Raw genomic sequence first — 24,677 nt, 5'->3', positions numbered from 1 at the left:
TTGGACATTTCTGGCAGCATCCTGACCTGGGCTTACGTAGCTGACCAAGACGTGACCATCTCTTGGTGCGTGCTTGACCTGCACTTACGGCACGGTAGCCTCAGCTCGTCCCGACAGCGACAAGCCTCCGGTTCTGTCACACGTGTCCCTGGTTGCCCCCCTTACCCATGGCTGCGTGGATAAAACCGGTTTGCCCGGAAGGTTTCCCCACGCTTCCATGACGCCAGAGATGCAGAAGTTCATCGAGCTGCTCGAGAGCCAGCTCGGCTATGCCGAGAAGGCAAGCGGATACACCAAGTTCGGCGAGTGGTACGGCAAGAACGTCGAGTTCGACGCCGATTACAGCGGCGCCCCCTGGTGTGAGATGTACCTCTCGTGGGCCGCGCACAAGCTCGGCTACGAGGAGTGGGTCGGGCAGTTCGCATGGACGGTGGCACACGCGAAGTGGTTCAAGGAGCAGGGAGCCTGGGGCAAGAAGCCCAAGCCTGGCGCGTTCGTCTACTACGACTGGAGCGGGTCGAACGACGTCGACAACATCGACCACGTCGGCATCGTCACCAGGGTCGAGGGCGACACGATCTTCACCATCGAGGGGAACATCGACGGAGGCGTCGCCAAACGCAAGGAACGTGACACCGGCAAGGTCGTCGGGTACGGGTACCCGGAGCAGATCAAGGCCCGGCTGGACGGGGACGCGGCCCGGGAGGCCGCGGAGGCCAAGAAGAAGGCCGAGGAGCAGGCGTCGGTGCCCCCCGGGCCCGGCACCGACGTGGGCGTGCTGCAGATGCCGGGGGAATCGCTCACGTCCATGATCCCCCAGGACGAGCACGAAGAAGCCGCCAAGCCTCCGCTCGCCGCCCGGCCCGAGCCCACGCGGACCAGCGCCGATAAAACCCAGGAGGCCGCTTCCGCACCTGCCGCGACCTCCTCGCCGGCCGCCACGGGGGCCGCCGCGGGCAAGGGCGTCGCGAAGGGCAAGCACGCCAAGCCGTCCACCGCCGACACGACGGCGGCCACCGCCGAGCCGCTGCCAACGCACGCCGACGCTGCTGCCACCGGCCCGCTGCCCGCCGTCGACTCCCCCACTCTGATCGGCTCGGCCCTGATCGCCGCACTGGCCCTCCTGGCCGTCGCCAAGACCCGCCAAATCAGGCTCCGCCCGGCCACCGCCGCCGCCACGGCCGCCCGCCCGGCCCGTTCCGGCCCCGGCCACCGGCGCCGCCGCCGGCGGCGCGGCGCGGTCACGCCCGCCGACGCTCCCCTGTGGACCGCGCAACTCCGAGACGACCTCGAACCCGCCGCCACCTCCTCCTCCAGCGGCGACCAGGCGTCCGAGCAGGTGCGGCGGCTGCTCGGCACCCGGCCCTTCGACCCGGTCGCGGACGCCGCGCCGCGCCGGGCCCCCGCCGGCCACCACACAGCCGACACGGGTTCCTTCGCTCCGGCCTTCGACACGCCCCTTGACACAGGCCCCTTCGAGCCCTGCTGGGAAACCGGTCCCATGCGGCGCATCCGCGACACCGATCCTTTCGAGCCCGACTTCGACAGGAGCCGGTTCGAGTTCACCGACGAGACCGGGCCGTTGCAGCGGATCCGCGACACCGACCCGTTCGAGCCCGACTTCGACATCGACCCGTTCGAGTCCGCCTCCGGGACCCACCCGTTCGGACGCGACGCTGCCGTGCGACCCTCTCGGGCCGCTCGCGGGACCGGTCCACTCATCGTCGACACCGGACCTTTCCAACATGTCGTCATCCCAGGGGCGACCAGCGCGTTCGACGCCTTCACCCCAGCCACGAGCGCCGTCCAAGGCGGGGACATCCTCGACTCCCCCGACGTCGGCACGGCGGCCTACCGGGGACGTCGCCGGCGCCTGGAGACACCCGTCGAAGAGCGGTTCGGCCCCTTCAGCACCGACCGCGCCCCGCGTGGCCGCCGGCACCGCACCACCGGATTCCCGCCGCCCCTGCGTGGGCACGGCGGCCGCGAGCTGGTCGGCGCGATCAGCGCCACCTCCACGGGCCGCCCAGGTCAGGGCCGCCACCGCGCCTGAGCCGGCCAGCCCCGGCGTCAGGCCTCGCCACGCACCCCGTACCGCTCGGCGAAGGCGAGCAGGCCGGGCACGGCGTCGCGGCTGCGCGTCCAGGGACGGACGATGAGCCGCTCGACACCCAGCGCCGCCCAGGCAGGCACCTCGTCCGGCGAGGCCAGCGCATAGGCGTGCGCGGTCACCGGGACCCCGGCCCCGAGCCGGTCGAGCTGCGGCTTGATCGACTCCGGGGTGTGCGGCATGCTGATCCACCCGTCGCAGAGCCGCGCCGCCCGGCGCAGCGCGGCCGGCGACTCTCCGCCCGCGAGCACGGGCAGCCGCCGCTGCACCGGCTTGGGCTCGAAGGCGACCTCGGGAAAGGAGTAGAACCTCCCGGAGTGAGCGACCACCGGCTCGGTCCAGAGGCGCCTGACCACCTCGATCGCCTCGTCCAGGCGAGCCCCCCGCGTGCCGAAGGGGATCCCTGCCGCCTCCCACTCCCCCCGGTACCAGCCGGCCCCGACCCCGCAGATGGCACGCCCGCCCGAGACCACGTCCAGGGTGGCGAAGGCGCGCGCGGACACGAACGGATGTCGCAGGGCGAGCAGCTGCACCGCTGTGCCGAGTCTGACGCGCGAGGTCGACGCGGCCAGCCAGCACAGGTACGCAGGCGCGTCGAACAGCGGCGTCGCAGGCTTGATCGCCGGAGCGGACGTGCCGGGGTAGGCGGCCAGCGACAGGTCTGTGGCGAAGACGAGGTGCTCGGGCAGCCACACCGACTCGAATCCCAGCTCGTCGGCGGCCACCGCGATGTCCTTCCACGCGGCGGGATGCAGCAGCCCGAGCGGCACACCGAACTTCACCAGGGCCTCCCCAGGTCGCCGTACCTCACGGGTATCTCCGCAGGTCGCCGCCCAGGACAGCGGTACGCAGCCGCTCGCGGTGGGAGGCCGTCGTGCCGTACGCCGCCGAGAGCGACCAGGCCCGGGCGAGCCAGAACCGCAGATCGAGCTCCTCGGTGTACCCGATGGCCCCGTGCACCTGCAGCGCCACCCCGGCCGCCAGGGTCGCGGCCTCCCCCGCTGCGGCCTTGGCGGCGCTCACGTCCCGCTCGACGGTGGCGACGCCCCCGTCCACCGCCAGAGCGGCCCGGTACACCAGCGGCGCCGCGAACTCCACGGCCACGGCCACATCGGCGAGCTGGTGCTTGACCGCCTGAAACGACCCGATCGCGGCGCCGAACTGCCGCCGCACCCGGGCATAGGCCACCGAGACCGCGAGCAGCTCCCTGGCGACCCCGATGAGCTGCGCGGAGGTCGCGACCGTGGCCCGCCGCAGCGCCGGGACGGCCGACCCGCCCAGCCGTTCGGAGTCCTCGAAGGCCACCTCGAACAGCGGCCGGCACGGATCGACGCCGGGCCGGGGCGTGAGTCGGGCCGACTCCTTGGGGACCAGCCGCAAGCCGTCGGCCCCGGCCACGACGATCAGGTCGGCGAGGTCGGCGTCCGGCGCGTACACCTGCCCGGGCAGCAGCACGCTCACGCACACGGCCCCTGAGGCCAGCTTCGGGGCGCCCGCCACCAGGTACGGCGCCGCGACGGCGGTCTCCACGACGGGCCCGGGAAGGCACGCGCGCCCGGTCTCCTCCAGCGCGGGCACCACGTCGGCCAAGCCGAGCCCCAGCCCGTCGCTCTCCGGCGGCAGGAGCAGCCCGAAGAACCCCAGCGCGGCCAACTGCTCCCATCCCGGCCGCCGCTCGGAGCGCAACGCGGCCGGCGGGCAGTGCGCCCGGAGCACGTCACGCACGGTCGCGCCGAGCGCGAGCTGCTCGTCGGTGAAGCCGAAGTTCATGGTCATCGCGGCAACCCCAGGACCCGCTCGGCGATGATGTTGCGCTGGATCTCGTTCGTGCCCGCGTAAATGGGCCCCGCCAGCGAGAACAGGAACCCGTCCAGCCACGGCGTCTCCCCCGCCCGCTCCCCCAGCAGCTCCATGGCCAGCGCGTGCATCCGCAGGTCCAGCTCGGACCAGAAGACCTTGCCCATGCTGGCCGCCGCCCCGACCTCCTCCCCCGCCATGATCTTGCGTGCGGTCCCGAAGGTGTGCAGCCGGTACGCCTCCGCCTCCACCCAGCACCGGGCGGCCCGATCGGCGAGCGCCGGGTCGCCGGCGGCCCGAGCCAACGTGACGAGCCGGTCGGCGGTGGCCAGGAAGCGTCCGGGGCTGCGCAGCGTGAGTCCGCGTTCGGAGGAGGTCGTGGCCATCGCGATCCGCCACCCCTCACCAACCTCGCCCAGCACCATCGACTCGTCGGCGAACACCCCGTCGAAATGCAGCTCGGCGAAGCCGGGCAGCCCGTCGAGCTGCGCGACCGGCCGGACCGCGACGTCGTCCAGCGGGAACATGAAGTACGTCAGGCCCTTGTGCCGCGTCCCCGACGTGCGGAAGAGGCCGAACCCGTGGGTGGCGTACGCGGCCCGCGAGCTCCACGTCTTGTGCCCATACAGCCGCCAGCCGCCGGGCGCGGGCTCGGCCCGGGAGGTGAGCGCGGCGAGGTCGCTGCCCGCCTCGGGCTCGGACCAGGCCTGCGCCCACACGTCGTCGCCTCTGGCCATCCGCGGCAGCCAGCGCTCGCGCTGCTCCGGTGTGCCGAACCGCATCAAGCAGGGGGCCAGCAGGAAGATCCCGTTCTGGGTGACGCGGGCGGGGGCGCCGGCGGCCCAGTACTCCTCCTCGAAGATCAGCCATTCGATCAGTGAGGCGCCGCGCCCGCCGTACTCTTCGGGCCAGGAGACGACGGACAGACGCGCGGCGGCCAGCCGTGCCTCCCACGCGCGATGCGCCGCGAATCCCTCGGGGGTGTCCATGGACGGGAGCGGTCCCGGCGCATGCGTGCTCAGCCAGTCGCGAACCTCGGCGCGGAATTCCCGCTCGGCCGGGGAGAAGTCGAGATCCACGACTACCAACCTAGCGCACGCTTGGTTCGCTCGCCAGGCCGCTGTTCACCGAACTACTCTGATGGCTGTGCAGGGACTACTGTTCCGGCTGTCCACGCTGGACGCCGACGCGGAGAGCGCGGTGCGGGTCATCGCGTACTTCGACTCGCTGCTGCGCGACCATGTGAGTGTGCCCGTGCTGCTGGCCGCCACGGCGCGGCTGGCGCAGTGCCCGGTCGGGTTGTTCGACGCCGCCACCGGCCGGCGCACCCGCACGTCGCCGAGCGGCGCCGTGGACACGCCCGCGACGTCCCCCGCCGAGGTCAGGGAGCTGAGCTCCGAGCTCGGCTCGGTCTGGATGGAACGCGAGGGCCCGGCTCACGGGCTCGACGAGATCGTGCTCGAACGCTACGCGGCCGCCGCCGAGGTCACCCTGGAACGTGCCGCCGCCCTGGCGCAGGCGGGCCAGGACCCGGCGCTGGTCGAGCTGGTGCTGTCGGCCGAGACCGGCGAGGCGGAGCGGGCCCGGGCCCTGCGGCTGCTCGGCTTCGCCCCGTCCGCCCCGCTCCAGGCCTTGGCGATCGCGCTGCCCGACCAAGGGTTGGCGGCCGGGCTGCGCGCGATGGGCCACCAGGTGCGCGAGGCCAGGATCGGCGACACCGAGGCCGTCCTGGTGGCACGGCTCGGCGATGAGGCGACGTCCGCGGTGCGGGCGCTGTGCCTGGCCGGCTCGATCCGCGGTGCGGCCACCGCCATGCACCTGCACCACAGCTCGATGGCCGCCCGCATCGCCCGCGCCGAGTCGGCCCTGGGCTTCTCACTCGCCGACGCCCCCGGACGCCTGCGCGCCCACCTGGCCCTCGCTCTGGTCCGGCTCCGCGCGAACCCCGCTACAGGCCGTACGCCCGTTTGAGCGCGGCCAGCCTGGCCGCCCTGGCCCGCTTGCTGAGCTCGGCGTCCGGCACCATGCCGTCGAACCCGTGGAAGGCCCCCGGGTAGAGATGGAACTCGGTGGACACCCCGGCCTGCGACAACCGCAACGCGTAGTCGAGGTCCTCGTCCCTGAACACCTCCAGCTCACCGACGTCGATGAACGCCGGCGGCAGCCCGGACAGATCGGTGGCGCGAGCCGGGGCCGCGTACGGGGGCACGTCGTCGGCGCCGACCCGGTCGCCGAGCAGCGCGGTCCAGCCGAAGAGGTTCGCCGACCTGTCCCAGACGATGGCGTCGGCGAACTCGTGGCTGGACGGGGTGATGTTGCGGTCGTCCAGCATCGGGCACACCAGCAGCTGGAACGCCACGTCGGGGCCGCCCCGGTCGCGGGCCAGCAGCACGGTCGCCGCGGCGAGCCCGCCGCCGGCGCTGGCGCCGCCGACGGCGATCCTGGCCGGGTCGATGCCCAGCTCGCCCGCCGCCTTGGCGGTCCACACCAGGCCCGCGTAGCAGTCCTCGACCGGGGCGGGATGCGGGTTCTCCGGCGCCAGCCGGTAGTCCACGGAGACCACGACGACGCCGAGCTGCTCGACGTAGCCGATCACCATCGCATCGTCGATCTCCGGCACGCCGATGATCATTCCACCGCCGTGGATCCAGTACAGCGCCGGCCGGTTGACGCCCTCGCCCGCAGGGCGGTAGATCCGGACCCGGACGTCGGGCGCGCCGTCGGGTCCCGGCACGTGCCGGTCCTCGATCACCACGTCGGCGTCGGCCGGCGGCGCGGCGGCCAGGAACGCGTTGATCTGCGCTCGGAACCCGTCGAGCGCCTCGTACGTCATGCTCGGCATGTCGAGCGCCGGCAGCGGCGTCTGCTCGATCGCGGCGCGGATTTCCGGGTCCAAATTGGGGTGGTATGCCATGCACTTCACCTTTCCACGGGTCGCGGAGCGCTATTCCTCGATGGTCGGAGCCCTTACCCGTGGTTCACAACCGCCATCCGGCGGTGTTTGTACTGCTCACGCCCGCCGTTCGGCGAGGAGCTCGAGGACCCGCTCGGCGAGAGGGGCGGCGCTGGCGGGGTTCTGGCCGGTGACGAGCCGGTCATCCACGACGACCTGGGCCTGCCAGTTCGGGCCCGGCTCGTGCTTGGCACCCCGGTCCACCAGCTCGTCCGCCAGCAGGAACGGCACCACGTTCGCCACGCCGCGCAGCTCTTCCTCCTCGTTGGTGAAGGCCGCCACCCGCTTGCCCGCCACCAGGTACGACCCGTCGGACAGCGTGAGGTTCACCAGCGCGGCGGGACCGTGGCAGACGGCGGCCACCACGCCGCCCCGCTCGTACACCTGCCTGCCGACTCGGATGACGCCGGGATCGCCGGGGAAGTCCCACATGGTGCCGTGGCCGCCGGCGTAGAGCACGGCGTCGTAACGTGAGGGGTCCACGTCCGCCAGGCGCGCGGTGTCGCGTGCTTCCGGCGAGGCGAGGAAGGCGACCTGGGCGGGGTCGTCGGGGTCGAAACCGTCCTGGGGCGGCTCGCCGCCGCGCACGCTGGCGACGTCCACGTCGTACCCGGCCTGGCGGAAGATCTCCCAGGGATGGGCCGCCTCGGGCACGTAATATCCGGTCTTCTCCACGCCGCCGAGGTCGTCGTGGCTGGTCAGTGCGATGAGGATGCGCTTGCTCATGCCTGACAGCATCGCGCGCATCAGGCATCAGCGACAAATAACCAAACGCCTCCAGAGCCATCAGAATAGTGATATGTCGCCTATCTCGCTGGACCTACTCAGGACCTTCCTCGCGGTGCACAGGACCGGCTCCATCACGGCCGCGGCGCAAACGCTCGGCCTGTCGCAGCCGGCCGTGACCGCGCAGGTCAAGGCACTGGAGGCGGCGCTGGACCGGCCGCTGTTCGACCGGCTGCCGCGCGGCGTCGCGCCCACGCCGGCCGCCGACGAGCTGGCCCGCAGGGTGGCGGCCGCACTGGACGCGCTGGACGAGGTGGTGGAGTCGGAGCTGCCGTCGGACGAGGCCGTGCACCTGGGCGGGCCGGCGGAGTTCCTGTGCGACGTGGTGATGCCGATGCTCGCGCCGCTGGTACGGGACGGGCTGCGGCTGCGCACGACCCTCGGCCTGTCCGACGACCTGCTGGCGGACCTGGCGGCCGGGCGGCTGGACCTGGTGCTGTCCACGATCCGGCCCCGGGGGCGCGGCGTCCAGGCCGACCCCGTCTACGACGAGGAGTTCCTCCTGGTCGCCGCGCCGCCGCTCGCGGCCACATGGAGGGACGTCAAAGCCAGGGTGCCGTTGGTGGCCTATGCGGAGGACCTGCCCATCGTGCGCCGCTACTGGCGCACCGTGTACGGCAGGCGTCCGGCGATGACGGCCCAGGTCGTCATCCCCGACCTGCGCGGCGTGCTCAGCGCGGTCCGGGCCGGCATGGGGATCTCCGTCCTGCCCGCCTACCTGTGCCGCAGCGACCTGGCCGCGGGCATGCTCGTCACGCTGGCCGAGCCAGAGGAGGCCCCGATCAACACCGGTTACCTCGCCGTCCGCTCAGGTGCCCAGGCCAGGCCCGCCGTGGCCAGGGTGCGGGCTCACCTGCTCGAAGCCTTCCGGGCGGAGCCGCTGTACTAAGCGGGTGCCCCAGGTTCGAATCCTGCCGGGCCCGCAGGTCTTTCGCTTTCCACAGCCTGGATAGGGCTGAGCCCGGCCGCGGCGGCGACCACTCCGACCGTCGATCCGCGCACTCAGCAGCTCGACGATCCAGCATGCGCGCAGCCTGCGGGCCAACAGGGCCGGTGCCGGACGGTCCAGGCGTTGAGCAGATTCCTCGCGGTCACCAGCAGAGCGCCGTGGCCGGAACAGCAAGTCTTCGCCCGCACCCTGGGAGGCCTCGGCCAGGTGCTGCTCCCAGGCAGTGCGGACGACGATCAACCGGCGGGTGCGGCTCTCGAGCTACCGGGTGACGGTGCCGGGCTGGGCGGACAGGAGGGTCTGGGTCCAGCCGGAGGAGTCGACCGCGCCCTGCCCGGACACGTCCGCGCCCTCGCCGTCGAAGGGGTTGATGTCGAAGTAGCGATGCAGCGACCCGTCGGCTTTGCGACCGTAGTAGACGCCCGCACCCGGCGACAGCAGGCGGTCGAACACCTGCCAGGTGGTGTCGCGCAGCTGGTAACGCCGCCAGAGGTCCGCCCCGCCGATCTTGTAGGAGATCAGCGCGCCGGCGTCGGTCGTCCCCAGGATCCACCCCGGACCGGTCGTGGTGAGAGTCTTCAGGGTGAAGCCGGTCCCGATGAGCGTGTTGCCCGTGATGTCAGCCAGTGCCGGCTTCGCCACCCTGATGATGTACCGGCGCAGGGCGCCGCCGGTGATCCCAAACAGGAACCCGCCGTCGTAGGCCAGCAGGTCGTGGGTGTAGCCACTGCCGAGATAAACCGGCGCCGCGAACTCGACGGTGCCCGTCACATTCTGCACGTCGACCCGGTAGAGCTTGCCCGCCGTGCCGTTCTCCGTCACCAGCAGCGTGTCGGCGTTCAGCGTCGCCATCGCCTTCGGCGTGAAGCCCAGCGTCTTCGCCGAGAGCACCGGACCCGACGTCCGCTGCCCGGACGCCGCGTCGATCGCCGTGTACGTCAGCCGCCCGTCCGGCAGCACCCCGTACAGCGAGGCCACCCCCTTCGGCCCGCTGACGTGCGGCCAGACGGTGTTGACGATGATCTGCGCATCGGCGGCCTGTGCCTGGTAGCGGTAGGGGTAGGGGTAGGCCGAGGCTTGGACGGCCTGGCAGACCTCGCCGATCGGCGCGGTGACCCAGGTGCGGTCGGGGTAGAGGCTGATCATCTTGTCGAGGAACGCGTTGGCCGCCCACGTTGCGTCGAGGCGCTGCGTGCTGCTCCCCCACGCGGGCCGCATCCGGAAGAGCCCCAGGCTGCCGTTGTCGAGTTCCTCGCTGATGTTCTGGATCCCGCTGTCCACCATGGCCGCGGCGAGCGCGATCACGGCGGCCCGCTGCGGCTGCCCGCGCTGCGCCACGGCCTTGATCACCATGCGGGCGCAGGAGACGCGGTAGGCGTCCATAGAACCGCGCATCGCGCCGCTGAGCGTGGTGTTGAGCTGCGTGGCCACGGCGGCGTCGGCCGCGGTCTGACCGGCGGGGTCGCAGGCGGCCGTCGCGTAGGCGGCGGCCGTCGCAGGATGCGTGCCGGCGGACAGGCCGATCGCAAGGATCACGGCTGCGGTCGTGACGGCAGCACGAGACCGAAGGGGTCTGAACACTCGGGTTCCTTTCACGAACTCGTCACGCAATTCCAGAGACGGTAAATCCGTGGAATAGGGCGACTTCCATGCCGAAAGGACCCTAGGCGGCGGCGGTATGGCGCCGGTATGTCGGGGCTGAGCGGCTCTCCAGGCGCTGCCGTGGATCGGCGCGGATGCTCAATCAGCCTGCCGTCCACGGACGGAGCTTGTCGGGGTTGCGTACGGCCCAGATGCGCTTGATCCGGTCGTCTGCGATGTCGAACGCCAGGACCGCCGTGGTGGCCTCGCCTAGCTGGAGAACCAGGCCGGGCTGACCGTTGACCGTGCGCTCCGCCATCGTCATGCCGGGTGCTCTGACGGCAACGTCGAGGAAGTAGCGCGCGATCTGCTCGCTGCCCTCGATCGGGTGAAGCATGGCGCTGACCAGGCCTCCGCCGTCGGCGACTCCGGTGGCGTCGGGGTCGAGGAGGCCGATGAGGGTGTTGATGTCCTTGGCTTCCCACGCCTGCTTGAAGTCCCTGACGATGCCGGCCTGCTGGGCCGTCGGTGCTGCGGGCGCCCGCGAGGCATCGAGGCGGCGGCGGGCGGAGGAGGCCAGCTGGCGGCATGCCACCGGCGTACGACCGACAATCTCGGCCACCTCGGTGAACGGGTATCGGAAGACGTCGTGCAGCACGAACACGACGCGCTCGGCCGGAGTCATCGAGTCGAGTACGACGAGGAAGGCCATGCTGACCGATTCGTCGAGGGTGACGCGGTCGGCGGGGTCGGCCGGGACGCCGCCGCTGGTCCACTCTCTGTGGTCGGGAAGCGGCTCAGGAAGCCATTCGCCCACGTAGCGCTCCCGCCTGACCCGCGCCGAGTCGAGCTGGTCCAGGCAGATGCGGCTGGCGACCCTCGTCAGCCAGGCGCCCGGCGATTCGATGGCCTCCTGCTGTTGACGGGACATGGCGTACCAGCGGGTGTAGGTCTCCTGCACGACATCCTCGGCATCGGCCAGCGAACCGAGGAGCCGGTACGCGAGATTGATCAGCTGACGTCGCTCGCTCATGATCGCGCTCAGGCTCGGGTCGAGCCAACCGGTTCCTGCCGCGGATGTGATGCTCATGGTGTCGCCAGCCAGCCTTCCTTGTCGCATCTGCAACTCATCATGCCGACGAGACAGCCTCCTCGAATGTGAGGTTGGCGCGTCGCCTCACATTCCGCAGTGCCACCTCGTCGTATCGCTCGAGATCGACTTGGAAGGAAACCAATCGTGGAACCCGTGAACGTCGCGATCATTTACTACAGCGCCACCGGCAACGTGCATGCTCTGGCGCAGGCCGCCGCCGAGGGCGCCGCGAAAGCCGGCGCGCACGTGCGGCTGCGGAAGGTCGCCGAACTGGCGCCGCCGGAGGCGATCGGCGCCAGGCCGGAGTGGGCCCAGCATCTGAAGGACACCGCCGATGTGGCCGAGGCCGGCCATGAGGACCTGGAGTGGGCTGATGCGGTGCTGTTCGGCACCCCCACCCGCTTCGGCAATCCGGCCAGCCAGCTCAGGGCGTTCATCGAAACCACAGGTCCCCTGTGGATGCAGAGCAAGCTCGCGGACAAGGTGTATTCGGCTTTCACTGCCTCCAGCACCGCCCACGGCGGGCAGGAATCCACCATCCTGGCGCTGGGGAACACCTTTTACCACTGGGGCGGCGTCATCGTGCCCCCCGGCTACACCGACCCCATCCAGTTCCAGTCGGGCAATCCCTACGGCACCTCCCACGTGGCCGGTACCGGGACGCCCACCGAGGTGACCTTGGCGGCGGCACGTCACCAAGCCCACCGCGTCGTCGACATCGCGGCCGCGCTCAAGGCCGGCCGCACCGTCTGATCCAGCGTGGCACCTCACATTCTGCAGGGCTGCGTCGTCGGGACTATTGGAACCACAAAAGCCGCTCTGCGGTCAGAAATTGTTGAATGGAGGATGCAATGACTTCGAACGATTCCGAAGTTAGGGCGCTCTTGGAGAGTCGAGTCGACGCCAGCCAGGAAAAGGACATCGATGCACTCATGTCACTCTATTCTTCCGACATCGTTTACTACGATGTCGTACCCCCTCTCCAGTTCATCGGGACCGAAGAAGTCCGCCGCAACTTTGTGCGGTGGTTCGATGGATACGACGGACCCATCAGCCTGAAAACACACGACCTCACCATTGCGACAAGCGGAGATGTCGCCTTCGCGCACATGCTTCACCTGGACACCGGAAAGCGCACAAACGGGCTTACGAGCGCGATATGGGCACGATCGACCGTTTGCTGCCGACGGATCAGCGGCAAGTGGCTGATCACGCACGAACACATCTCTCTGCCGATTAATCCGGAGAACCTCCAAGCTTGGTTCCCGCCGGACATGTGAGCAAGTGTGCTCGTTTATCCGAGAGAGCTGGTGGGATGAGGACATCCGCCGTCCTCATCCCACCCCAAACACGGAAAGCACGTTTCCGATGTGCGATCCTGCGCCGCTGGCCTGGTTTTCAGCGGTGCGGCCGCCGACTGTCAGCCTCCCCCGCCCGGGACGGACCACGGATCTGGGCGGTGCGGATGCGCAGGGTCACGGCGCGCACTTCTAGCAAGAGGGGCGGCCGGCCGAGGATTGCGTGCGCCCATCCGTCACGTGACGGATGTGCCCCGGGCCCGATCAGTCACGTGACGGAGGCGACCGATAGCGCCATCTTCCTAGGGTTTCGGCCATGACCAAACGGCCTGAACCCTACTCGGCGACCGTGATGGCGATCCTGGCCGCCGCCTTCTGCACCTGGGCACTGCTGACCCTCCCCATACAAGGTGCCGTCATCCTCGTGGTCGCCAGCGTGCTGGGCTGGAGCGGGTGGATCGCCTTCAGCTACACCCGCCCGGTGAGGTCCAGGAAAGTGATCGCCGTCTACCTGTGCGCGGTGGGCTTCCAGCTCATCCACATGGCCGAGGAGTACACCGGCGGCTTCCCCCACGAGATCGTCGAGCTGTTCGACTCGCCACGGGACTGGCCGGAGAAGGAATTCCTGCTCGTCTTCGTGTTCGGCTTCGGCGCGCTCTACTTCTTCGCCGGCGCGGGCGCCCTCTACCAGATCCGCGTGTCCAACTTCTTCCTGTGGTGGTACGCCCTGGGCGCGGGCCTGCTCAACGGCATCGCCCACTTCGTCTTCCCGATCATCAAGGGCGGCTACTTCCCCGGCCTGTACACCGCCGGCGGCCACTTCATCATGAGCGGACTGCTGATCTACTTCCTCATCAAGGAGAACCGCCAGCTCAAGACCGCGGAGCAGCAGGCTCAGTCGCTGGTCAGATAGCGGGCCACTCGATCAGCTCCCTACCTAACCAGCCGGTGGGAGCCTCGCAAGGCTTCAGCCACCATGACTGATTCGGCCGGAACCGGCGGGCCGTACGGTCGTGATCAGCCATCTGACCATGGGAGGAACGCTGTGCGGACCATTGTGGTGGAGCCTGTCGGAACGGTCGTCGGTGGGCGCGTCGAGGCGTTCGACGACGACTGGAACACCGAACAGGCGCTGATCCGCCTCGACGGGACCCTCGGGGCAACCCCGACTGGCCCAAGGTCGGCATTTTCGCCCAGCGGGGCAAGAACCGCCCGAACCTGCTGGGCGTCTCCCGCTGCCGCCTGCTCGCCGTCGAAGGTCTCGACATCCACGTGCGCGGCCTGGACGCCATCGACGGCACCCCGGTGGTGGACGTCAAGCCGTACATGGCCGAATTCGGCCCGCAAGGCCCGACGTTGCAACCGGAATGGGCGACCGAGCTGATGCGCGCCTACTACTGACCCGGACCCGGAAGGACCACTCATGTCGAAAACCGTCCTCGTGACCGGCGCTTCTACCGGAATCGGCCGTGCCACCGCCCTCCTGCTGGCCCGCGAGGGCTTCACCGTCTACGCCGGAGTCCGCAAAGAGGCCGACGGCCAGGCGCTCGGCCCGACCGTCACCCCGATCAAGCTGGATGTCACCGACGCCAGGCAGATCGCCGATGCCGCCGAGCGCATCGGTCATCTCGACGCCCTGGTCAACAACGCCGGCATCGGCGTCACCGGACCCCTGGAGTTCGTCTCCCTTGACGCGCTGCGCTGGCAGTACGAGGTCAACGTCTTCGGCCAGGTGGCCGTCACCCAGGCCATGCTGCCGAAGCTGCGCGCATCGAAAGGCCGCGTTGTCACCGTCGGCTCGGTCGGCAGCTGGATCACCCTGCCCTTCGGCGGCCCACTGTGCTCCTCCAAGCACGCCATCCGCTCCCTCAACGACGCGCTGCGCATGGAGGTCAAGCCCTGGGGCATCCGCGCGGTCCTCATCGAGCCCGGCTCGATCAACACCGCCGCCGTCGACAAGCTCGAAGGCGAGGTCGAACCGCGGCTGGCCGCCATCGGCGAGGAGGGCAGGCTTCTGTACGGTGCCGCCTACCGGACCATGGTCACCAGCGGGCTGAAGGAGGAGCGCTCGGGCTCCAGCCCCAATGTGGTCGCCCGCGCCGTCCTGCACGCCCTGACCGCGCGCAAGCCCCGCTCCCGCTACCCGGTCGGCAAGAAGTCGCGGCTGATGAGCACGCTCGGCCGCGTCGTCCCCCAGTACACCCTCGATGCCCTGCGGCTGCGCGCGCTGGGCCTGTCCTGAACGGAGCACACCATGACGCAGCTCGCCGGAGCCGACGCCCTCGTCGCGCTCGACCCCGTCTTCGCCCAGCTCGCGGTCGGCGCGGGCCACAACCTGTGGGGCCTGACCCACCTGACCATGCGGGAGAAGGCCTTCGTCTGCCTGACAGCCGACCTGTGTCACCCGCACCTCGACCTGCCCCTGGCCATGCACGTGCAGATGGCCCTGGCCAACGGGGTCGAACCCGAGGCCATCAGGGAGCTCTACCGCCACCTGGCCCCGTACGTGGGCTATCCGATCCTCGTCCCCGCCTTCCAGCGCCTGGCCGAACTCGGCCTGCCCCCGGCGCAGGACACCGGCCCGATCAAGCCGGTGCCGCTGACCGGAGCGCTGGCCCGCGCCATCCACGGTCTCGAGGCCGTGGACCCAGGGCTGGCCGCCTTCACCGAGGACCAGCTCGCCCAGCGCTGGGCCCGCCCGCATCTCAGCATCCGCGAGCGAGCGATCGCCTGCCTGACCGTGGACGTCTTCTACCAGACGCTGGGTCAGTCGATGCGCCTGCACGCCGCCTTGGCGCAGGCGGACGGGGCCACCGAGGAGACCTTTCGTGATCTGATCCGCGGACTGGCGGAGTTCGGGCTCGCCCGAGCTTGGGCGGCCGCAGAGGCCCTGCTTCCTCAGCGGGGCCCTGGCACGGAGGACGCCACATGAGCGTCGTCATCACCGGCGGTGGCTGGCATCTCAACGGCTCGTCACGGACCTCGACCCCCGTTCCGTGCGCGTACTACGTCGCCGCGCTCATCATGTGCCCGCGCGGTTGAAGTCCCTCACCCCGATGGCCGTCCCCCCGCACACCACCTCGGCCGTCGCTGTGGTCTTACAGTCGGGCTGTTGGGGTCGCCCTGGCCGTGGCCACCCGCCCAGGCAGTTCGTGAGCCACGTCACTGGTCGCACTTGTCACGGCGGGTGATGCCCATCCGTCCCGGTGTGTGTGTGAAGACCCCGCAGATACTGAGGAAGATCATGCTCAGACTTGGAGAGACACTGCCGGCTTCGGCCGAGCAGCGCGCCCGTCGGCGGCGCTGGCCGCGATGGCTGGCGGGCCTGGTCGCGCTGCTGGTGGCCGCGGTCCTGTTCATCGCGTATGTGTGGCAGCCACCCGCCGTACAGGGATACCGCTCGCCGTACCTGAGCCGCATTCACTCCCTGTACGCCGACACTCCCGTGGCGCGCTTCCACTACACCAAAACCGGACAAGGAGCACCGGTTGTACTGATCGCGGGTGGCGCCCAGTGGCAGTACTCCTACCGGGACACCATCCCCGCCCTGGCCAAGAACCACACGGTCTACGCCGTCGACCTGCCGAGCCAGGGCTACACCCAGGCGGCGGACAACTTCACCTACACAATCCCCGCCATGGCGGACGCCATCAGAGCCTTCCTGGACGCGGTGGGCTTGACGAAGGCGTCGCTGGTCGGTCACTCGTGGGGTGGTGCGTGGACCCTCTCCTTCGCCGAGCGCCACCCCGACCGGGTCGATAAGCTCGTGCTCCTGGACTCGCCTGGCCTGAACAAAGAACTGGCTTCGCAGACGGCCCTGTTCGGCGTGCCAGTGGTGGGTGAGGCCGTGGTGAAGCTGATGCGCCGCGCGGACTTTGAGACAAGCTTGCGCTCCGCGTTCACTCACCAGGAACGGGTCACCGCGGAGGTGGTCGACGAGAACTGGGCATGGATGTCCAGGCCTGAACAACGAGAAGCCTTCGTCAAGCTCGTCCGCAGCCAGGATTACGCCCCCATCGACGCGGGCTTGGGCCGGATCACCGCCAGGACGCTGATCGTCTGGGGACGGGACGACCAGTGGCTGCCCGCCTCCTACGCCCGCGAGTACGCTGAACGCATCCCCGGCGCAGAGGTGAAGGTGATTCCGGGCGCCGGGCACAACGTGCACGAAGACGATCCGGCACAGGTGATCCCGCTCCTTGCCGCGTTCCTCAGTGGCTGAACGAGAGCACCGGCACACGGTGGCCCGCCGTGTCCGCCACGTGCTGGCGATCTGCCTGCCAAGCGCCCAGCAACGAATTCCTTCCAGGTCAGTAGTAGGCACGCATCACAACATGGTCGCGGAGCAGCCCGGCGATCTCGCCGAGCTGATCAACCGGTTCCTCGCGAGCTCAGGGAACGGATGAGCAGGAGCAGGGCCAGACCGCTCGCTCCTGTACGCGTCAGTGAAGCGTCTGGAACACGCGCCGGGCGTTCCCGTGGAGGAACATGGCACGGGTCTCCTCATCCAGCTCGAGTTGATCCAGCCCGTCCAGTGCCTTGAGCGGTGTGATCATCGGGTAGTTGGTGCCGAACAGCACTTTGCCGCCGCCATGGCTCTTCAGGTACGCGACCAGCTCGGCGGGATAGCGGCGAACGGTGTAGGCGGAGGTGTCGATGTAGACGTTGGGGTGCTTGGTGGCCACCGCGATCATCTCGGTGGTCCACGGGTAGCCGATGTGCCCGGCCACGATCGTCAGCTCGGGAAAGTCCAGCGCCACCTGGTCGAGATACGGGATGGGCCGGCCGGGCTCGGAGGGACGCAACGGGCCGGTGTGGCCCGCCTGCGTGCAGAACGGGATGCCGAGCTCGACGCATTCGGCGTAGAGCGGGTAGTAGCGGCGGTCGGTGGGCGGCAGTTCCCACAACCAAGGCACGATGCGCAACGCCTTGAAGCCGAGTTCGGTGACCACCCGCCGGAGCTCGCGGATGGCCGCCATCGGCTTGCGCAGGTCGACGGAGGCGACCCCGGCCAGGCGACCGTCCGACTCGGCGACGAAGGCGGCCACCTCGTCGTTGGTGATCAGCGCGCCTTCTGGCCCGTACCAAGCGCTGATCAGGGCCAGGTCGACAGCGGCCGCGTCCATGGCTGCCACGGTGACGGAGAGCGGCGGCTGGTCGGGTGGCAGGGAGGTGCCGGACCAATTGCGCAGCGAGTCGAACATGTCGTGTTGGATGAAGCGCCGCGTCGGGTGTTGTGCCCAGACATCAATGATCGGCAAGGCGATGTCTCCTCCTCATGGTGCCGCCGGTAGGGCGGACGAGGCCGGTCACGGCCGGCGACCTGCCGGCTGTCCGGCTATGGTGCGGGTTCGCACGCGCTTCCGCCCAAGTCGATCCCTTCAGGACTCACGAAGGGTCGCTCCGGAACCTACCGTCCGGTCCATGAAGGCCCGGATCCGGCCGTCGGTTGCCGCCGTCGTCCACAGTTCCAAGGTGGCCGGCTCGGTAACACGGTCGAGCCGCTCGTTCACCTCCTGCCGGAGTTGCGTCTTGGTGCAGCGGAAGGTGTCGGCCGGGATGTCGGTGGCCATCCGGCCGGCAACGGCCATCGCGTGGTCCAGCAGGGCGTCCGGATCGCTCAACTCGTCGACCAGGCCCAGGGCCAGGGCCGCCTGCGGCTCGTGGTTGGCACCGTCGAAGATCGCACGGCGGGCGCCGACCGGGCCCAGTGCGAATCGCATGATCTCCAGCGCCGAGTGCGGGAATGGCACCCCGACCCGCAGCTCCGGAACCCCGATCGTGCCGCTCCCGGACGCCATGATCCGGTGGTCACAGGCTGCGGCGAGCACGCCGCCACCGGCGATGGCGTGCCCGTTGACCGCGGCGACCACCGGCTTGCCCAGGTCGAAGACGGATCGGAAGGCACCGCTGAGCGCGGGCAGGAACTCCGCCACGTACGCGGCGCCGCCGTCCACGACGCGCTTGAGGTCGACGCCCGCCGAAAACACCCGTCCGGCTCCGGTCACCACCACGGCCCGCACGGGTCCCCTCTGGTCGTCCAGATCGCGCATTGTCTGCTCGATCGTCCGGCACAGCTCCAGATCCAGGGCGTTGACCTTGCCATGGGCCAGTCGTACGACCCCGATGCCGTCCATCACGTCGACCGTGATCATCGCGTTTCCTCCCACGCCTCGGCTCTATCCAACTACGGACGAGTGCGCCGGCCTCATCTGTGCCGGCCTTTGCGCTGCACCGGCCTCCCGCACCAGCACCGCCACCATCACCACGCAGAGCTACCTTCGCGCTGAAGTCACGTTCGGCAGAAGACGGACTCCCAGCACCAGAAGCGGCGGGCGTCTGAGATGTTCAGCCAGGTGAGGATGGCTCTGGAGATCGGCGGCGCCGGGAACGGGTTCGTCGATACCGGTCAGTTCCAGGCCGGCGTCGAGCAGGCAGCCGATCAGCGTGGCCATCTGCCTGTGGTATTTCTCCACGCCTTCGACGATCCAATTCTGGGTTCGAGGCCCTTCCGAGGCATAGTCGTCGACCGGCCAGACCGTGCCCTCGCCGGTTTGCCGCCAGCCGGTCATGGGATCGGCGGCCGTGCAGACGGGGTGTTCGATCGAGAAGACGAACCGTCCACGCGGCCGCAGCCAGTGCGCGACGCGCCGGACCAACCCCGGGTAGTCGGCGACGTAGTGCAGGACGAGGCTGCTGACGACCAGGTCGGCGGAACGGCCGGGCAGCGTGAGCTCGTCCAGGTCAGCATGCAGGTAGCGGACTCGCGGATGCGGGGTGGCCAGCGCCAGCATCCGCTGGGAGGAGTCCACCGCCAAGACCTGCGCCGCTCCCGCGTCGGCCAGCCGGCGGGCCAGCGCGCCGGTCCCGCAGCCCAGATCGACGACGGCGGCGCCCGCCACGGGAGGGAGCATCCGGCTCATGGCCGGGATCTCGATGGCGTCGTTGATCCCGGCGCCGGAATCCCGGAGCCGACGGTAGCCCTCGAAGAAGCGGGGATCGTCGTAGAGGTCGCGGCCCGCCGTGATCACAGGTGCTTCCTCAGGTCGTCCACGTCGAGCAGAGGCAGGCCCCAGCGCAGGGCGGCCACCTCCAGTTCTGCGGCCTTGGCCATGGTCCCGTCGGGGTTCATGACCTCGCAGCACACCCCGACCGGCGGAAGCCCGGCCGCCACGCACATGGCGACGGTGGCCTCGGTGTGACCGGCGCGCTCGGCGAGACCTCCAGGGCGTGCGGCCAGCGGAAAGACATGCCCCGGTCGGAGGAAGTCAGACGGCTTGGACTCCGGGTGGGCCAGGCGGCGTACGGTCGCGGCGCGTTCGGCCGCCGACACCCCGGTGCCGGTTCCGGTGGCCAGATCCACCGGGACGTGCGGCCGGGTGCCATGCCGGTCACCGGGTCCGGGGATGGGCCCGATCTCCAGACGGTCCAGGACCTCAGGCGCGCACGGCACGGTCGGATGACCGCAGACCTGGGTAAGCAGGAAGGTGAACCCCTCTGGGCGCAACCGCACCCCGGCGAACACCACATCGCCCTCGCCCTCCCGGTCGGGATCCCAGATCACCACGGCTCCCCCGGACGCGAGTTGCGCCAGCGCCTTCTGCACGCCGGCCCCGCCCGAGACCCGTCCCGCCCACGGCAGCGCCGCGACCACCTCGGTCACCGCCCGCCCCGGGTCGGACGGCCAGCGGCGTACCAGGCGGGTGAGCAGGTCGGGCTCCAGATTCACACGATCGCCGGCCGACAGCTCCGCCAGCGCGGTGGCCTGCAATGTCGCGGGGATCAGCGCCACCGAGAACCGGTCGCGAGACACCTCGGCGACGGTCAGGCTGACTCCGTCGACCGCGATCTGCCCCTTGGGGACGACCAGAGGGAGAAAACGCTCCGGCGGCTTGATCCACAACCGCCGTGAGGTTTCCTCGTCGTCGACTCTCACGACCTTGCCCACGGCATCCACCGCGCCCTGGACCAGGTGACCACCCAGCGGGTCGCCCAGGCCCAAGGGCGCCTCCACGTTGACCCGCGTACCGGGCTGGATCTGGTCGAGGGTCGATCTGCGGCGGGTCTCGGCCGTAAGCCTGGCTTCCAGGACGCCCGTCTCGCACTCGTTCTGAACGACGATCAGCCCGACGCCGTTCAGGCAGATCGAACCCAGCGCGCTCGCGGCGGCCTTGGGCGCTCTGACCGCGATACGAGCTTGGTCGACGGCCACCACCGTTCCGACTTCCTGAATGTGCCCGGTGAACATCCGGCACCACCTCTCGACAGCGGCAAGGACGGTCCTCGCCGCACGAAGGAGTCAGGGGCCGTGAGCAGGGCCCGAGAGGTGGCGGGGTGTCACCGCGTGGCCCGGAATCACACCGAGTCGTCCCGCCGCTACCGACGGAACCGGCGGGCTGTCACCGCCGCACCTTGGAATCGCACCAATCCACCTATATCACCCACCCGTCGGCAAGATCAACGGTTCGGTGAGCCCGATCGCCGCTCCCGCCGACGAAATCCCGCCGTCCCCGGTTCACGCAGGCTCCGAGGAACACATGATCACTGCGCGAATGTCGGGTCCAGAGCCCTCCCGATCGGCGCACCATTCCGACCGATGGAACCCGCTCACCGGGCCACACCGCACAATGGAGGGCCGTGATGCCCTTCGACGCGGTGCTCTGCGACCTTGACGGCGTGCTCCGCCACTTCGACCATGCCGTTCAGGCTGAGATCGAGGCCCGTAACGGGCTGCCGCTGATGCGGACCGCCTTCGACCCCGCCCTCATCGGGTCGGCCACACTCGGCCTGATCAGCGAGGAGAAGTGGGCGGAGTCGGTCGTCGTCGCCCTGGGCGGAGACGAACGGGCAAGGCTCGCGGTCGCCGAATTCATTGCCGTACCGTTCACGGTGGATGAGACGTCAAGGCGCTGCTGGCGAAGGCACAGGAGCGGGTGCCGGTGGTGCTGGTGACCAACGCCACGGACACCTTGGACGAACACCTGGACCGAATTGAACTGACCCACTTCGCCGACGCAGTGGTCAGCAGCGCCACGGTCGGGGTAGCCAAGCCCGACCAGCGCATCTACGAGATCGCCGCAGAACTCACCGGCGCCGCACCCGAGCGCTGCCTGTTCGTCGACGACCGGCTCGAGAACGTAGAGGCGGCCACATCGCTCGGCATGACCGGTGTCCACTACCGAACGGTGGCGGACCTCGCCGCGGTGTTGACCTAGCGGTGACCTGGTTGCATGCCGCTCCTCCGCCTGCGGCCGCGTGGGATCGTCCGGCCGCACCCCCGGTCCTGACGGGGAGTGCGACTGGCAGCCACCCTTGATTGGAGGAGCGTCCGAAACAGGCCCGAGACGGGATCCGTCGCCTTGGAACCAGACCGTGCCGAAGGCGCTGAAAGGTCGCCGCGGGGGCGCATCGCGCTTGGCGTACAGGTCTCAGGCGGCGTCGGCGATCATGGCCGGGGCGAAGACCTGCTTGCCGCGTCGCCGAATTGCTCTCGGGCTGGGAGGTCCCCACTGGGTAGATGTTCCCGTCCCACGAGTCCACTGACGATCAGGCCTCGGCATAGACAGCCTTCCGGCCACAGCTCGCTCCCTACACCGGTCAGCCCCCTAACTGATCGGCCGGTCCCTCCTGGACTTACCCATTCCCTCTAGATTCTTGAACGAGAGTTGAGTACTCTTCTAGGAGTTGAATAGATGAGCAGGAGGAAACATGCCGGAACATGATGACTTGTCAGCAGAGGCCGCCCTTCGCGAAGTGGACCGCGCGCAGGGCGCCGTACGGAAGTCCAGCCTCCGGGGCGCGCGGTTCTTCCTAGGGATGTGGCTCGGGAACACTGCCTACTGGCTGACCACGCTACTCGGCCCCGAAGCGATCAAGGACTACGCCATCTGGATACCTACTGCCCTCGTCGTGGCCGGTGCCCTCTATATGGCCCGCCAGCGGGCCTACGGTCGGTTGCTGTCCCGGCTCTCGCGCTCCGTCACCTATGCCTTTGTGGGGACGACGGTGATCGGGGCGATCTACAACATGTTCCTGCACCCGCAGGACCCGGGCCCGCTGTGGGTGGTGGCCGATGTACTGGTCGCACTGATCGCAGGCGCCCCTCTGCTGTATGGCGCGGTGCGTATATTCCGCTCCACGGAGGACCGGTGAGCCATCCACGGCACGCGCTCGACGAGATCATCCACGCCCCGGTGCGGCTGTCCATCATGGCCATGCTCGCGGCGGCGGAAACGGTCGAGTTCGGCCTTCTGAGGGACACGATCGAGGTCAGCGACTCGCTCCTGTCCAAGCACATCAACACGCTGGAGAAGGCAGGCTACGTGCGGGCGACGAAAGGCTTCGTCGGCAAACGCCCTCGGACCTGGCTGGCGCTGACCGACGAAGGGCGCAGCGCCTTCCAGGACTACACGTCCATACTTCGGCAGATCACGGAGGGAACCCATCGCACTTGAGACGCAGCGACTGCGGATCACCCCGCTACCGTGCACGTGATCGAGGCCTGATGGCCGCATTAGACGCACGCTCGGGGCTGGAGATCATCAAGGCGACAGGTCGCGCCCCGGGGACCGTCTACCTCAGACTCGACCGCCTGGAGCGCAGCGGATAAGTCATCTCCACCTGGGAGTCAGACTCTGCGCGGAAAGGGCTACGCCCGGCGCCGCTCCGCCCGTCACGGCACTCGAGGATGTGGATAACCCGGAGGCCTCCCGATCAGGGGTACGCCAGGCCCGACGGAGCGAGGCCTAGCCGCTCGGTGCCGTAGTACCATCGCCGTGGCGGCTCGTACGTGCCTGCCCCGGACGAGATGTGCGCCGTACCCGGCCCGCCAAGACGACGCACTCAAGGAGACATCTTGGGTGCCCCCACCTCCCTGATTGACTTCACCGGAGCGACTCCCTGGCCTCGTGCGTTGGATGTCCGGTGGATCCACGGCTCGCCGTCGGCCAAGCACAACACCGACCCGGACATCCAGGTCCACGCCTACGACGAGCACACGTTCATCCTCCGGCAGAACATGGCGATCGACTACGAGGCGCCGTTCCTGTTCCTGCTCTTCGGCAACGCCCGGGCGGTCCTGATCGACACCGGAGCCACCGAATCCGCCGAGTTCTTCCCCCTTCGCCGGGTGGTCGACGAGCTCATTGAGTCCTGGCTCGCCCGTCACCCCCGGCACGGGTACCACCTGCTAGTGCTCCACACCCATCCGCACGGTGACCACATCGCGGGCGACGGCCAGTTCACCGATCGTCCCGACACCACGGTGGTCGGCGCGGACCTGGCCACTGCCTGGCCGTACTTCGAATTCGCCGACCATCCCGCTGCCGTGGCGCAGGTCGACCTGGGAGGCCGGGTGCTGGAGTGTCTGGCCACCCCGGGCCACCACGAAGCGGCGGTCACGTTCTACGACCCGTGGACCGGGTTCCTCCTCACCGGCGACACGGTCTACCCTGGCCGGCTCTACATTCAGGACTGGCAGGCATTCACCCGGACGATCGATCGCTTGATCGACTTCTGCGACCACCGGACGGTCACCTACGTGCTCGGCTGCCACATCGAAATGACCCGGCAACCGGGCGTGGACTATCCGATCCGCACTGTCTACCAGCCCGACGAGCCCCCACTGCAGATGACCACCGGCCACCTGCGCGAGATCCGCGCAGCGCTGAAGGAGATCGGCGACCAACCCAGCCGTCGTGCCTTCCCGCTCTTCGTCCTGTGCCCCAGCACATGAGCGACACGCACCGTGAAGGACGGCGTCACCGTCGAGGGCCGCCCCTTCGACCTCGATAGCACGGCCGTCCTCGCCGCGACGACCCCGTGACGTCCACGGATTGGATGGAACCGGGACCGCGTCCGACCGACTGGTCGCGCCCGGCTGACCGGTCGTGATCGGGGCAGTAGCCATGCGGGGATGAGGGCGATGAGAGCGAAGCCGACCGTCCACCAGAAGGTTTCGCCGAACGCGCCTTCCAGTGCGGCGGGGCTACCGTGGCCCTCGGTGACCCGTTGGAGGACGACGGCCAGGACGGCGGTGCCGAACGAGCCGCCGACGCGCTGAACGACGCTGGTCAGGCCGGTCGCGCCGAGGATCTGGTCTGGACGCAGTC

At 69.5% G+C, this 24,677-nt stretch carries 26 protein-coding genes and 1 riboswitch; of the genes, 15 read left to right on the top strand and 11 right to left on the bottom strand.

The annotated features are described in order from the left end of the window. Positions 1 to 229: 229 nt before the first annotated feature. On the top strand, positions 230 to 2,053 hold the full coding sequence (locus ACTWPT_RS13770) for a CHAP domain-containing protein (protein ID WP_443177732.1): 1,824 nt from the start codon (positions 230 to 232) through the stop codon (positions 2,051 to 2,053). A 17-nt stretch (positions 2,054 to 2,070) separates the two neighbouring features. On the opposite strand, the gene ACTWPT_RS13765 is transcribed toward ACTWPT_RS13770, so the two are convergent. From ACTWPT_RS13765 to ACTWPT_RS13755, 3 genes are read right to left on the bottom strand one after another with little or no spacing between them, the layout of a single operon-like run. Continuing rightward, positions 2,071 to 2,892 carry a TIGR03619 family F420-dependent LLM class oxidoreductase gene (locus ACTWPT_RS13765; RefSeq protein ID WP_443177731.1) on the bottom strand — a complete coding sequence of 274 codons (822 nt, stop codon included), beginning with the start codon at positions 2,890 to 2,892 and terminating at the stop codon, positions 2,071 to 2,073. Between the two features lie 25 nt (positions 2,893 to 2,917). Next, a complete protein-coding gene (locus tag ACTWPT_RS13760; RefSeq protein ID WP_443177730.1) occupies positions 2,918 to 3,886 on the bottom strand; it encodes an acyl-CoA dehydrogenase family protein in 969 nt (322 codons plus the stop codon). Beyond that, a complete protein-coding gene (locus ACTWPT_RS13755; RefSeq protein ID WP_443177729.1) occupies positions 3,883 to 4,986 on the bottom strand; it encodes an acyl-CoA dehydrogenase family protein in 1,104 nt (367 codons plus the stop codon). Before ACTWPT_RS13755 ends, ACTWPT_RS13760 begins: the two co-directional genes overlap by 4 nt. Before the next feature lie 67 nt (positions 4,987 to 5,053). On the opposite strand from ACTWPT_RS13755, the gene ACTWPT_RS13750 reads away from it, so the two are divergent. Then, the gene (locus ACTWPT_RS13750; protein WP_443177728.1) at positions 5,054 to 5,878 is read left to right on the top strand and encodes a helix-turn-helix domain-containing protein; all 825 of its coding nucleotides are present in this window, start codon (positions 5,054 to 5,056) and stop codon (positions 5,876 to 5,878) included. Here ACTWPT_RS13750 and ACTWPT_RS13745 read toward each other — a convergent pair. Next, positions 5,856 to 6,821, bottom strand: a complete 966-nt coding sequence (locus ACTWPT_RS13745; RefSeq protein WP_443177727.1) for an alpha/beta hydrolase — start codon at positions 6,819 to 6,821, stop codon at positions 5,856 to 5,858. The genes ACTWPT_RS13750 and ACTWPT_RS13745 overlap by 23 nt on opposite strands. 96 nt (positions 6,822 to 6,917) lie before the next feature. Beyond that, entirely contained in the window at positions 6,918 to 7,586 is a 669-nt protein-coding gene (locus tag ACTWPT_RS13740; protein WP_443177726.1) for a type 1 glutamine amidotransferase domain-containing protein, read from the bottom strand. A gap of 73 nt (positions 7,587 to 7,659) precedes the next feature. Here ACTWPT_RS13740 and ACTWPT_RS13735 point away from each other — a divergent pair, with 73 nt between their 5' ends. Then, a complete protein-coding gene (locus ACTWPT_RS13735) occupies positions 7,660 to 8,535 on the top strand; it encodes a LysR family transcriptional regulator (protein ID WP_443177725.1) in 876 nt (291 codons plus the stop codon). Positions 8,536 to 8,856: 321 nt separating this feature from the next. Here the strand turns inward: ACTWPT_RS13735 and ACTWPT_RS13730 are convergent, their stop codons facing one another. Continuing rightward, positions 8,857 to 10,131, bottom strand: coding sequence for a hypothetical protein (locus ACTWPT_RS13730; RefSeq protein WP_443177724.1), 1,275 nt, complete (start codon positions 10,129 to 10,131; stop codon positions 8,857 to 8,859). A 208-nt stretch (positions 10,132 to 10,339) separates the two neighbouring features. Next, positions 10,340 to 11,266, bottom strand: coding sequence for an RNA polymerase sigma factor SigJ (gene sigJ, locus ACTWPT_RS13725; RefSeq protein ID WP_443177723.1), 927 nt, complete (start codon positions 11,264 to 11,266; stop codon positions 10,340 to 10,342). Positions 11,267 to 11,413: 147 nt separating this feature from the next. Here sigJ and wrbA point away from each other — a divergent pair, with 147 nt between their 5' ends. From wrbA to ACTWPT_RS13690, 7 genes are all read left to right on the top strand, one after another. After that, a complete protein-coding gene (wrbA, locus tag ACTWPT_RS13720) occupies positions 11,414 to 12,022 on the top strand; it encodes an NAD(P)H:quinone oxidoreductase (protein ID WP_443177722.1) in 609 nt (202 codons plus the stop codon). Positions 12,023 to 12,120: 98 nt separating this feature from the next. Then, complete coding sequence (locus tag ACTWPT_RS13715; protein ID WP_443177721.1) at positions 12,121 to 12,549, top strand: YybH family protein; 429 nt, start codon at positions 12,121 to 12,123, stop codon at positions 12,547 to 12,549. A gap of 334 nt (positions 12,550 to 12,883) precedes the next feature. Further along, complete coding sequence (locus tag ACTWPT_RS13710; RefSeq protein WP_443177720.1) at positions 12,884 to 13,480, top strand: HXXEE domain-containing protein; 597 nt, start codon at positions 12,884 to 12,886, stop codon at positions 13,478 to 13,480. A gap of 200 nt (positions 13,481 to 13,680) precedes the next feature. After that, on the top strand, positions 13,681 to 13,968 hold the full coding sequence (locus ACTWPT_RS13705; RefSeq protein ID WP_443177992.1) for a TrmO family methyltransferase domain-containing protein: 288 nt from the start codon (positions 13,681 to 13,683) through the stop codon (positions 13,966 to 13,968). Between the two features lie 22 nt (positions 13,969 to 13,990). Then, positions 13,991 to 14,809, top strand: a complete 819-nt coding sequence (locus tag ACTWPT_RS13700) for an SDR family oxidoreductase (protein WP_443177719.1) — start codon at positions 13,991 to 13,993, stop codon at positions 14,807 to 14,809. A 12-nt stretch (positions 14,810 to 14,821) separates the two neighbouring features. Next, a complete protein-coding gene (locus tag ACTWPT_RS13695; protein WP_443177718.1) occupies positions 14,822 to 15,499 on the top strand; it encodes a carboxymuconolactone decarboxylase family protein in 678 nt (225 codons plus the stop codon). Between the two features lie 312 nt (positions 15,500 to 15,811). Then, positions 15,812 to 16,789: an alpha/beta fold hydrolase gene (locus ACTWPT_RS13690; RefSeq protein WP_443177717.1), complete on the top strand. Its 978-nt coding sequence runs from the start codon at positions 15,812 to 15,814 to the stop codon at positions 16,787 to 16,789. A gap of 220 nt (positions 16,790 to 17,009) precedes the next feature. On the opposite strand, the gene ACTWPT_RS13685 is transcribed toward ACTWPT_RS13690, so the two are convergent. The 4 genes from ACTWPT_RS13685 to ACTWPT_RS13670 all read right to left on the bottom strand — a co-directional run bounded on the left by ACTWPT_RS13685 (position 17,010) and on the right by ACTWPT_RS13670 (position 20,815). Then, the gene (locus tag ACTWPT_RS13685; protein ID WP_443177716.1) at positions 17,010 to 17,828 is read right to left on the bottom strand and encodes an amidohydrolase family protein; all 819 of its coding nucleotides are present in this window, start codon (positions 17,826 to 17,828) and stop codon (positions 17,010 to 17,012) included. Positions 17,829 to 17,948: 120 nt separating this feature from the next. Continuing rightward, a complete protein-coding gene (locus tag ACTWPT_RS13680; protein ID WP_443177715.1) occupies positions 17,949 to 18,722 on the bottom strand; it encodes an enoyl-CoA hydratase/isomerase family protein in 774 nt (257 codons plus the stop codon). Between the two features lie 120 nt (positions 18,723 to 18,842). Next, a complete protein-coding gene (locus tag ACTWPT_RS13675) occupies positions 18,843 to 19,598 on the bottom strand; it encodes a class I SAM-dependent methyltransferase (protein WP_443177714.1) in 756 nt (251 codons plus the stop codon). After that, positions 19,595 to 20,815: a riboflavin synthase gene (locus ACTWPT_RS13670; RefSeq protein WP_443177713.1), complete on the bottom strand. Its 1,221-nt coding sequence runs from the start codon at positions 20,813 to 20,815 to the stop codon at positions 19,595 to 19,597. The genes ACTWPT_RS13675 and ACTWPT_RS13670 overlap by 4 nt, the downstream gene beginning before the upstream one ends. Before the next feature lie 392 nt (positions 20,816 to 21,207). Here ACTWPT_RS13670 and ACTWPT_RS13665 point away from each other — a divergent pair, with 392 nt between their 5' ends. The 5 genes from ACTWPT_RS13665 to ACTWPT_RS13645 all read left to right on the top strand — a co-directional run bounded on the left by ACTWPT_RS13665 (position 21,208) and on the right by ACTWPT_RS13645 (position 24,301). Next, positions 21,208 to 21,519, top strand: coding sequence for a hypothetical protein (locus ACTWPT_RS13665; RefSeq protein WP_443177712.1), 312 nt, complete (start codon positions 21,208 to 21,210; stop codon positions 21,517 to 21,519). Next, positions 21,507 to 21,782 carry an HAD-IA family hydrolase gene (locus ACTWPT_RS13660; RefSeq protein WP_443177711.1) on the top strand — a complete coding sequence of 92 codons (276 nt, stop codon included), beginning with the start codon at positions 21,507 to 21,509 and terminating at the stop codon, positions 21,780 to 21,782. The genes ACTWPT_RS13665 and ACTWPT_RS13660 overlap by 13 nt, the downstream gene beginning before the upstream one ends. A gap of 493 nt (positions 21,783 to 22,275) precedes the next feature. After that, entirely contained in the window at positions 22,276 to 22,719 is a 444-nt protein-coding gene (locus ACTWPT_RS13655; RefSeq protein WP_443177710.1) for a hypothetical protein, read from the top strand. Continuing rightward, positions 22,716 to 23,021: a winged helix-turn-helix domain-containing protein gene (locus ACTWPT_RS13650; RefSeq protein ID WP_443177709.1), complete on the top strand. Its 306-nt coding sequence runs from the start codon at positions 22,716 to 22,718 to the stop codon at positions 23,019 to 23,021. Before ACTWPT_RS13655 ends, ACTWPT_RS13650 begins: the two co-directional genes overlap by 4 nt. Positions 23,022 to 23,342: 321 nt before the next feature. Continuing rightward, a riboswitch (guanidine-III (ykkC-III) riboswitch) is annotated at positions 23,343 to 23,410 on the top strand. A gap of 12 nt (positions 23,411 to 23,422) precedes the next feature. Beyond that, complete coding sequence (locus ACTWPT_RS13645) at positions 23,423 to 24,301, top strand: MBL fold metallo-hydrolase (RefSeq protein ID WP_443177708.1); 879 nt, start codon at positions 23,423 to 23,425, stop codon at positions 24,299 to 24,301. Positions 24,302 to 24,677 lie beyond the last annotated feature (376 nt).

The organism is Nonomuraea sp. 3N208 (assembly GCF_052245935.1).
In the GTDB taxonomy this organism is placed as follows: domain Bacteria; phylum Actinomycetota; class Actinomycetes; order Streptosporangiales; family Streptosporangiaceae; genus Nonomuraea.
The sequence above is the reverse complement of the archived record's forward strand: the minus strand, read 5'-3'. Positions and strand labels throughout refer to the sequence as shown.

Bases quoted from the DNA above. Each gene is read 5' to 3' on its own strand.
- ACTWPT_RS13770 (WP_443177732.1), top strand. From the start codon at position 230: ATGCAGAAGTTCATCGAGCTGCTCGAGAGCCAGCTCGGCTATGCCGAG.
- ACTWPT_RS13760 (WP_443177730.1), bottom strand. From the start codon at position 3,886: ATGACCATGAACTTCGGCTTCACCGACGAGCAGCTCGCGCTCGGCGCG.
- ACTWPT_RS13745 (WP_443177727.1), bottom strand. From the start codon at position 6,821: ATGGCATACCACCCCAATTTGGACCCGGAAATCCGCGCCGCGATCGAG.
- ACTWPT_RS13740 (WP_443177726.1), bottom strand. From the start codon at position 7,586: ATGAGCAAGCGCATCCTCATCGCACTGACCAGCCACGACGACCTCGGC.
- ACTWPT_RS13735 (WP_443177725.1), top strand. From the start codon at position 7,660: ATGTCGCCTATCTCGCTGGACCTACTCAGGACCTTCCTCGCGGTGCAC.
- sigJ (WP_443177723.1), bottom strand. From the start codon at position 11,266: ATGAGCATCACATCCGCGGCAGGAACCGGTTGGCTCGACCCGAGCCTG.
- ACTWPT_RS13715 (WP_443177721.1), top strand. From the start codon at position 12,121: ATGACTTCGAACGATTCCGAAGTTAGGGCGCTCTTGGAGAGTCGAGTC.
- ACTWPT_RS13710 (WP_443177720.1), top strand. From the start codon at position 12,884: ATGACCAAACGGCCTGAACCCTACTCGGCGACCGTGATGGCGATCCTG.
- ACTWPT_RS13700 (WP_443177719.1), top strand. From the start codon at position 13,991: ATGTCGAAAACCGTCCTCGTGACCGGCGCTTCTACCGGAATCGGCCGT.
- ACTWPT_RS13695 (WP_443177718.1), top strand. From the start codon at position 14,822: ATGACGCAGCTCGCCGGAGCCGACGCCCTCGTCGCGCTCGACCCCGTC.
- ACTWPT_RS13690 (WP_443177717.1), top strand. From the start codon at position 15,812: ATGCTCAGACTTGGAGAGACACTGCCGGCTTCGGCCGAGCAGCGCGCC.
- ACTWPT_RS13680 (WP_443177715.1), bottom strand. From the start codon at position 18,722: ATGATCACGGTCGACGTGATGGACGGCATCGGGGTCGTACGACTGGCC.
- ACTWPT_RS13670 (WP_443177713.1), bottom strand. From the start codon at position 20,815: ATGTTCACCGGGCACATTCAGGAAGTCGGAACGGTGGTGGCCGTCGAC.
- ACTWPT_RS13665 (WP_443177712.1), top strand. From the start codon at position 21,208: ATGCCCTTCGACGCGGTGCTCTGCGACCTTGACGGCGTGCTCCGCCAC.
- ACTWPT_RS13655 (WP_443177710.1), top strand. From the start codon at position 22,276: ATGCCGGAACATGATGACTTGTCAGCAGAGGCCGCCCTTCGCGAAGTG.